General features: G+C 74.9%; 1 pseudogene. It reads right to left on the bottom strand.

Going from position 1 to position 427, the window contains the following annotated elements:
• Window positions 1–359, bottom strand: a pseudogene (locus F0L68_RS44360) (hypothetical protein); the annotation flags it as partial.
• Window positions 360–427: the final 68 nt, after the last annotated feature.

The raw sequence follows: 427 nt of genomic DNA, 5'->3' as shown, positions 1-427 counted from the left end.
GGCACGGCTGTGTCGAGAGTGAGCGTGCTCAGTGCCAAGTAGACGGTGCTGTGTGGTCCGATGGCGCCCTCCGCGGACAGCGGACCGTCCGAGACCCGGCTGCCGGCCGGAGAAACCGAGTTCGGTGCGCCCGTCGTCGGCCGGCCGACGGTCGTCCGGTCCGGCTGACCGGATGCGGGCGGCGCGGCCGAGCCGACGGTGGCGCGAGAGGAGGCCGGGGAGCTGGATGTCGTGGTCGGGCTCGGGACGACGAGAGTGGTCTCGCCGTTCGGGCGCGCCGGCGTGGTCGGGATGACTCCGGCGACGGCGAGGCCAGCGATGGCCAGGACTCGGGCCGCGACGCGGCCGACGGGCGACACCTTGGGCCACGTCCGGAGCCTACGGCGGACGGTGGTGCCGGCCATGCCGCGGGGCACGCGTGCCAGCA

Source organism: Solihabitans fulvus, assembly GCF_008386585.1.
Lineage (GTDB): Bacteria > Actinomycetota > Actinomycetes > Mycobacteriales > Pseudonocardiaceae > Solihabitans > Solihabitans fulvus.
The sequence above is the reverse complement of the archived record's forward strand: the minus strand, read 5'-3'. Positions and strand labels throughout refer to the sequence as shown.